The sequence below is a fragment of the uncultured Campylobacter sp. genome, from assembly GCF_938041645.1.
Classification (GTDB): domain Bacteria; phylum Campylobacterota; class Campylobacteria; order Campylobacterales; family Campylobacteraceae; genus Campylobacter_B.
In genome coordinates, this window is record NZ_CALIST010000059.1 from 43,314 (window position 1) to 51,013 (window position 7,700).

Consider the following 7,700-nt stretch of genomic DNA (forward strand, 5'->3'; position numbering starts at 1 on the left):
TCTAAATCCGAGGACCATTATGCAGACCATCACGATCATCGATACGTTCGGCTTTTTTTTCAGGCTCTACTACGCTATGAGCGGGCTTAAAACAAAAGACGGCAAACCCAGCGGCATGGTGAGCGGGTTTGCGAGCTTCATCGCAAATCTTTCGAAGGAATTTAAGAGCGATTATATAATCTTCGCTATGGATAGCAAGGGCAAGACCTTCCGCTCGGATATCGACCCGAATTACAAAACCAACCGCCAAGCCCCGCCGCCTGCACTTTTGCAACAGCTACCCGTCTGCATCGAGATGATCGAAAAGATGGGGCTTTACTCGCTCGGGCGCGAGGGCTACGAAGCGGACGATCTCATCGCAAGCGTCGTTAAAAAGCACGGCGCCACGCATAAAATCAACATCGTTACCTCCGACAAGGACCTGTATCAGCTCATCGGCGAAAACGTTAAAATTTACAGCCACGGCAAAAAGATGCTTTACGGAAGAGACGAGTGTTTGCAGCGCTACGGCGTCTATCCCGAGCAGATCGTGGATTTTTTGGCGATCTGCGGCGACAGTGCCGATAATATCCCGGGCGTGCGGGGCATCGGCGACAAGGGGGCGAAGAAGCTTTTGGACGAATGGGGCTCGCTCGATAGGATATATTCAAATTTAGACCGCCTGCCGCAAAACAAACAGCGCGAGTATCTGATAGAGGGGAAGCAGAGCGCCTACATAAGCAAGCGCCTGGCTACTCTTTACGATGAGCTGGAAATCCCGCCTTTAGAGGATGCGAAATTTCCGCAGCAAAATCCGCTTTTTAAAATCCGCGAAATTTTAAAAGACTACGCGCTAAACAGACTGCTGTCCGCGTTAAGCCTGCAGGAGCAGAACGGACTTGATCTTTGGAGCGAGGGCAAAAGCGCGGGCGCAAAAAGCTCCGTTTTGGGCGCGGGCGGGAAGGGCACGGGCGCAGAGCCGTCTCGCGGCGGCTCTATCTTGGACGCTGCTGTAGGGGGGCTAGACGGGCAAAATTCTATCCCTAGCGGCTCCGCTTGCGGCGGACAAAATTCCGAGCGCGCTTTTAAAACGCCCTTTGAGCCCATTTGTATCACCGATGCCGCGGAGCTTGCGAGGCTGTGTGAAGGCGTCAGCGCCGAGACCTTGGTGAGCTTCGATACGGAAACCACTAGCGTCGATAGCAAGAGCGCCAAGATCGTGGGCTTTTCGTTTGCGTTTAACGAGGAGCGCGCCTACTACGTCCCGCTCGCGCATAGCTATTTGGGCGCTCCTGCTCAAATTTCTTCGGACGCGGCAAAGGCCGCGATCGGCTCGCTGTTTCGCGGATATGTCGTGGGGCAAAATTTAAAATACGATTTTGAGATCGTGAAAAATAATTTTAATATCGAGCCTGCTGCGCGCTTTGCCGATACGATGGTGCTAGCGTGGCTGCTCGATCCCGCAAACGCCGTGGGGATGGACTCTATCTCGCCGCGGTATCTGGGGTATGAGACCGTGCATTTCGGCGACGTCGTCAAAAAGGGCGAGACCTTCGCCTCCGTGGAGCTGGACGCCGCTACGATCTATGCGAGCGAGGATGCGTGGGTGACGCTGAGGCTGTATTTTAAACTCAAACAGCTGCTCGAACCCGCGCTTTTTAAGCTCGCGCAAGAGCTTGAGTTCCCGTTCGTGCGGGTGCTTTGGCAGATGCAAAGATGCGGCATCAAGATCGACGCGGAGATGATAAAGCGCCTTATCGCGCGCAACGAAAAGTCCCTGCGAGCGCTCACGGATGAAATTTACGAGCTTTGCGGCGAGCAGTTTAATATCAACTCTCCCGCTCAGCTCGGCGCCGTGCTTTTCGAGCGGCTTGGGCTTCCTGCGGCGAAGCGCACTAAGACTGGCTACAGCACCGACGAAAGCGTACTGAAGGATCTTACGGCGCTGCATCCCGCGGTGGGTAAAATTTTAGACTATCGCGAGCTGTTTAAGCTGCAAAGCACCTACTGCGAGCCGCTGCTACAGCTTGCCCTTGCAGATCCGCAAAACCGCGTCAGATCGAATTTCTTGCAGACCGGCACGGCTACCGGGCGGCTAGCGAGCAAAAATCCGAACCTACAAAATATCCCCGCGCGCGGCACGTTTGCGAAGGACGTGCGGGACTGCTTCCTAGCAGAGGGGGGCTACTCGCTGATCTCGCTTGATTACTCGCAGATCGAGCTGCGCCTGCTCGCGCACTTTTCGCGCGATCCTGCGCTTTTGGCGGCGTTTATGGCGGATGAGGACATTCACGCGCGCACGGCGATCAGTATTTTCGGCGACGCGCAGCCCGCGCACCGCACGATCGCAAAGAGCATAAATTTCGGCCTCATCTACGGCATGGGCGCGGGCAAGCTAAGCGACAGCCTGGGCATCGCGCGCGCCGAGGCGAAGGGCTATATCGAGCGCTATTTCGCGGCGTTTTCTACGATCAAGGAATTTTTGCAGAGCATAAAATCGGACGCGAAAGCAGATGGCTACGTAAGCACGCTTTTTGGGCGCAGGCGCTACTTCGATTTCGCAAACGCGCGCAACAACATGGTCTATGCGAGCTACGAGCGCGAGGCGGTGAATACGAAATTTCAAGGCTCCGCAGCCGACATCATCAAAAAGGCGATGGTTGAGATTTCGCCGCTACTAAGTGGCGAGGCGCGGCTGATATTGCAGATCCACGACGAGCTGATCTTCGAGGTGCGGGACGATTTGGCGCAGAGCTTCGGTGAGCGCGCGCAGGAGATAATGCAAAGCGCGGCGAGCCTAAACGTGCCTTTAAAGACGAGCCTAAACATCGCCAAGCGCTGGGGCGAGCTGAAATAGCTACGCTAAATTTAAAGCGCGGCTAAAATTTAAGTGGAATTTAAACGGCGCGCGGAATTTTAAATTTTGAGCAGGACGGAGCCTAAATTTGCTCGTTTGATAAATTTGATTGCTCTAAATTTAGACCGAGCAGTTGGCGTGGTGCGGCACAGATCCGCCGCCGTCTTTAAATTTTTGATTAAATTTAAGCTCTTCGCTCGGCAATATCAAACGGCGGTTAGATAGATTTATCCGAATTAAATTTAAACAATGTGTTTTAGCAAGAGGTCTAGATAAATTTTGCCGTGCGTATAAATTAAAATTTCATTTCAACGACGTAGTGACGGAATTTTTAAATTTAAATTTTACGCAAAGCCGCGCGCCGTGTGAAATTTAACGAGTGAAAATTCATGCAAAATTTAGCCCGCGAAAAATAGACATAGGCTTTGCAAAAAGGAATTTTTAGAAAATGAAATGATCGGTAGGAGGTCTTTTTAAGCCCGCCTGCGCGCTGGTCCGTAAAAACCGGCGCCCTTATAGCCTCACGAGCGAAGCTATAAGGATTTCGGACTAAATTTTGGCATGAATTCTGCGCGCGTAAATTTTACAAGCCTGTATAGAAATTTCGCGAGCTTGCGCAAATTTCGTGCCGCCTATTTTTTAGATTTTTCTAGCGCGGCGGCAAGGTCCGCTATGAGATCGTCCGCGTTTTCGATGCCTATGGCTAGGCGCAGCAAATTTTGACTGATGCCGATGCGCTCTTGTAGCTCGCGCGGATAGCTCTCGTGCGTCATCGACGCGGGGTGGCAGATCAGGCTCTCCACGCCGCCCAGGCTCACGGCTAGATCAAATAGCTCAAGGCTACGCGCGAAGGTTTTATAGTCGTATTGCGGCTTAAGCACTATCGAGATGACCGCTCCGATGCCGCTAGCTTGGCGATCTTGTATCTTTTTCTCGCTCTCAGAATGCGAGCCTGCAAAATTTACCGCCTCTACCGCAGGATTGCCGCGTAAAAATTCTATTATCTTTAGCGTATTTTCGCTCTGGCGGTCGAAGCGCACGCTTAGCGTTTTAAGCCCACGTATTAGAGAATACGCGTCGGTAGGCGATAGCGTCGCGCCCAGAGTGTTTTTCATAAACTGAATTCTTGCGGCAAGCTCGTCATCGTTCGTCGTAACGATGCCGGCGATTAGATCGGCATGCCCGCCTATGTATTTGGTCGCGCTATAAACCACGACGTCTGCGCCGTGCTCTAGCGGGCGCTGATAATATGGGGTCAAAAAGGTATTATCCATCACCACAAGCGCACCGTTTTTATGCGCGAGCTCGCTGATGCGCTCAATATTGGTTACTCGCAAAAGTGGATTTGATGGCGTCTCGATGAACACCATTTTAACGTCGCTTGGAATTTCGGTGATCAAATTTAGATCATCCACCAAGTCGTAATTGATCCCTTGATTTTTAAAAATCCCGCTTACGTAGCGATAGGTACCGCCGTAGACGTTGTTATTTAGCAGCACGCGATCGCCGCTTTTAAGTAGTGCAAACGCAGCGCTCGTAGCCGCCATACCCGAGGCTAGCGCGAAGGCGTATTTGCTACCTTCAAATTTTGCAAAAAGCTCTTCAAAAGCGTTGCGCGTAGGATTTGCGCCGCGCGAATAGGCGTATTTGCCGAAATCATCCAGGCTTTCTTGCACGAAGGTGCTGGCTAGATATATCGGCGGAATCACCGCGTTGTGGGGGTTGGACTTGGCCTCTATGCCCTTTACGATTAGGGTATCTATTTTCATCTTTTCTCCTTGGAATTTAATGTATTTAAAAGCTCATCGCTCCGATAAATTTAGCTATGCGCTCATCGCTGCTACCGAAGAATTCCTCTGCGTCGCCGTCGAATGCGATAACTCCGCCGTCTAGGAATAAAATTCTATCTGCGATCTTGCGCGCAAAGCCCATATTGTGCGTGACGATGATAAGCGAGCGATCCTCTGCGGCAAGCTCGGCGATAGTCTTTAGCACCTGTGCCTCAAGCTCGGGATCAAGCGCGCTCGTAGGCTCGTCCAGCAGCAAAAACTCAGGCTGCATCGCAAGCGCCCGCGCGATCGCCACGCGCTGGCTCTGACCGCCGGAGAGGCGAGCCGGATACGCGCCAGCTTTATCCGCCATGCCGACCTTTTTTAGCAGCGCCATTGCATTTGCCTCGGCAAGCTCGCGTGGCTGCTTTAGCACGTGTACGGGTGCTTCGATGACGTTTTGCAAGACGTTGAGGTGCGGAAAGAGATTGAAGCTTTGAAAAACCATGCCCGTATGCGCGCGGAATGGATGATATTCGCTTGTTTTATGCTGAGCGTCGAAATTTATCTTAAACTCGCCTAGCTGTAGCTCGCCGCCGCTTGGAATTTCGAGCAGATTTATGCAGCGCAGCATCGTGGATTTGCCGGAGCCGGAGCTTCCTAAAATCACTGTCGTTTGCCCGTCGCGAAATTCTAAGCTTAGCCCATTTAGCACGACGTGATCGCCAAAGCACTTAGTTAAGTTCGTAAATTTTATCATCACACAAACCTTGAAAATCGTCGCTCTAGCTTGGATTGTAAGAACGTAAGAAGGGTGCAAACTGCTAGATAAAATAGCGCCGCCAGTACGTATAACGTAAGCGGATCGAATGCCCGCGCAGCGATACGTTGAGCGACCATAAACATATCGACCATCGTAATCGAGGCTACGAGCGAAGTGTCTTTAAGCGTAGAGATAAATATATTTGATAGCGGCGGCAGCGATATGCGCGCTGCTTGCGGAGCGATAATGCGGCGCAGAATTTGAGCGTAGCTCATGCCTAAAGAGGTAGCCGCCTCCCATTGTCCCTTTGGCACTGATAGGATCGCAGCTCGCACCGCCTCTGAAGCGTAAGCGCCGATATTGAGGCTAAAGGTAATGATCGCAGCAGCCCAAACATCAAGTGTGATCCCGATGATTGGAAGCCCGAAATAGACGATAAAAAGCTGCACCAAAAGCGGAGTGCCGCGAAAAATCCAAATATAAATTTCGCTTAGCTGCTTTAAAATTTTAAAATTTGCGATGCGTGCGACCGCCGTCAGCACCGCAAGCACGAGCCCGAGCAGAAATGAGATTATCGCAAGCGGGATCGTAACTTGCAGCAGGGCTAGCGCCATTGGCTCTAGCGAGCTGCTAACAAGCTCTAGAATTCTGCTTGTTTCGTTCATTCACTCACATCTTTGCCGAAATATTTAAGCGAAATTTCTTTTAGCTTGCCTTCGGCTTTGAGTTCGTTTAAGGCTTTGCTGATTTGATCTGCGAGCTCTTTATTGCCCTTTTGAACTATTACAGCGCTATAATCGACGTCTTTTAGCTTTGCAGCGATTTTAATCGGAGCGTCCGGGCGCTGCTTTAAAAAGTCGTAAAATACAGTATTATCGCGCACGACGGTATCTACGCGGCGAGCGATCAGTAGCTCCATACTTTTAGCGAAACTATCTACAGTTACGTTTTGCGCGCCGTATTTTTTAGCGACTTGCGCCCAGTTGCTGGTAGCGGAGTCTGCATTTTTCTTGCCTTTTAAATCCTCGAAGCTTTTAATGTCGTTGTTATCTTTATGCACGATGATAGCTCCGTAAACGACGGTGTAGGGCACTGAATATTCATATTTTTTCTTGCGCTCATCAGTAATGCTTACTTGATTAAACACAGCGTCTGCTTTGCCTGCATCAAATGCTGCAAGCATCGCATCCCAAGGCGCAGTTAGAAATTCTATTTTTAGACCAAGCTTTTCGGCGACTGCGCGCGCGACATCTACGTCGTATCCTACGAGCTCATTTTTGTCGTTATAATACGAAAATGGCGAAAAAGTACCTTCCGTAGCTACTTTAAGCGTGCCTTCGCGTAGCGTTTTAGAGTTTGCGCCACATATTAAAAGCGCGCATGCAAGCAAAGTTTTTATTAAATTTTTCATAATTCCTCCAAAATTTTATGAGCGAAATTTAAAATGCAAAATTCCGCTCAGCTAAGTTTAAAATTCCACGCTTTAACTAAGCGGTCGTAGAATTTATTCCGTAATGTCTTTGCCAAAATATTTAAGTGAAATTTCTTTTAGCACGCCTTTTTGCTTTAGCGATTTTAGCGCGGAATTTATCTGCGCCGTCAGCTCGTCGTCCTTTTTAAGCAGCACGGCGGAATAGATCGGCTCATTGCCTTGAGCTGCGATCTTTAGCGGGGCGTTCGGGCGCTGCTTCATATAGTCAAAAAATGTGATGTTATCGTTGATCGTAGCGTCTGCACGACGAGCTATGATGAGCTCCACGCCCTTGCTAAATCCATCTGCTGTAACGATCTCGGCGCCATAGCTGCGTGCCATGTCAGCCCAGTTACTGGTAGCGGAGTGGACGCTTTTTTTGCCTTTAAGATCCGCAAAACTCTTAATCTCCTCGTTATCAGCTCGCACTACTAGCGCAGCATAAGCCACGGTATAAGGCTCGCTGAAATTATATTTTTTCTTGCGCTCCTGCGTGATGCTTACTTGATTCATCGCTATGTCTGCTTTGCCTGCGTCAAATGCCGCGAGCATCGCATCCCACGGCGCGGTTAAAAATTCCGCCTTTAGCCCTAGCTCTTTTGCTAGTGCGCGAGCGATATCGACATCAAAGCCGGTAAGATTATTTTTCTCGTCATAGAAAGAATACGGCGAGTAAGTCCCCTCTGTGGCTATTACGAGCGTGCCCTCTTTAAGCGTCTTAGCGCTTATGGTAGCGGTGATCAGCGCTGTTGCGAGCAGGGCTTTAAATATTTTCATTACATCTCCTTGAAATTTAGCTATCGCTCGCGCTGCGAGCAGATGCGCGATTATATCGTGCGGAATATATAATTTTTATTAAAA

At 50.2% G+C, this 7,700-nt stretch carries 6 protein-coding genes; 1 reads left to right on the top strand and 5 read right to left on the bottom strand.

The features are described from left to right. Nucleotides 1–19 precede the first annotated feature (19 nt). Complete coding sequence (gene polA, locus Q0600_RS08940) at nucleotides 20–2,836, top strand: DNA polymerase I (protein ID WP_298759389.1); 2,817 nt, start codon at nucleotides 20–22, stop codon at nucleotides 2,834–2,836. Between the two features lie 632 nt (nucleotides 2,837–3,468). On the opposite strand, the gene Q0600_RS08945 is transcribed toward polA, so the two are convergent. The 5 genes from Q0600_RS08945 to Q0600_RS08965 all read right to left on the bottom strand — a co-directional run bounded on the left by Q0600_RS08945 (nucleotide 3,469) and on the right by Q0600_RS08965 (nucleotide 7,616). Next, on the bottom strand, nucleotides 3,469–4,605 hold the full coding sequence (locus tag Q0600_RS08945) for a PLP-dependent aspartate aminotransferase family protein (protein WP_298759391.1): 1,137 nt from the start codon (nucleotides 4,603–4,605) through the stop codon (nucleotides 3,469–3,471). 25 nt (nucleotides 4,606–4,630) lie between these two features. Next, a complete protein-coding gene (locus Q0600_RS08950) occupies nucleotides 4,631–5,365 on the bottom strand; it encodes an amino acid ABC transporter ATP-binding protein (protein ID WP_298759394.1) in 735 nt (244 codons plus the stop codon). Then, on the bottom strand, nucleotides 5,365–6,033 hold the full coding sequence (locus Q0600_RS08955; protein ID WP_298759398.1) for an amino acid ABC transporter permease: 669 nt from the start codon (nucleotides 6,031–6,033) through the stop codon (nucleotides 5,365–5,367). The genes Q0600_RS08950 and Q0600_RS08955 overlap by 1 nt, the downstream gene beginning before the upstream one ends. Beyond that, nucleotides 6,030–6,779 (bottom strand): amino acid ABC transporter substrate-binding protein, encoded by a 750-nt coding sequence (locus Q0600_RS08960; protein ID WP_298759401.1) that lies wholly within the window; start codon nucleotides 6,777–6,779, stop codon nucleotides 6,030–6,032. The genes Q0600_RS08955 and Q0600_RS08960 overlap by 4 nt, the downstream gene beginning before the upstream one ends. Nucleotides 6,780–6,872: 93 nt before the next feature. Continuing rightward, on the bottom strand, nucleotides 6,873–7,616 hold the full coding sequence (locus tag Q0600_RS08965; RefSeq protein ID WP_297897887.1) for an amino acid ABC transporter substrate-binding protein: 744 nt from the start codon (nucleotides 7,614–7,616) through the stop codon (nucleotides 6,873–6,875). Between the last annotated feature and the right edge of the window lie 84 nt (nucleotides 7,617–7,700).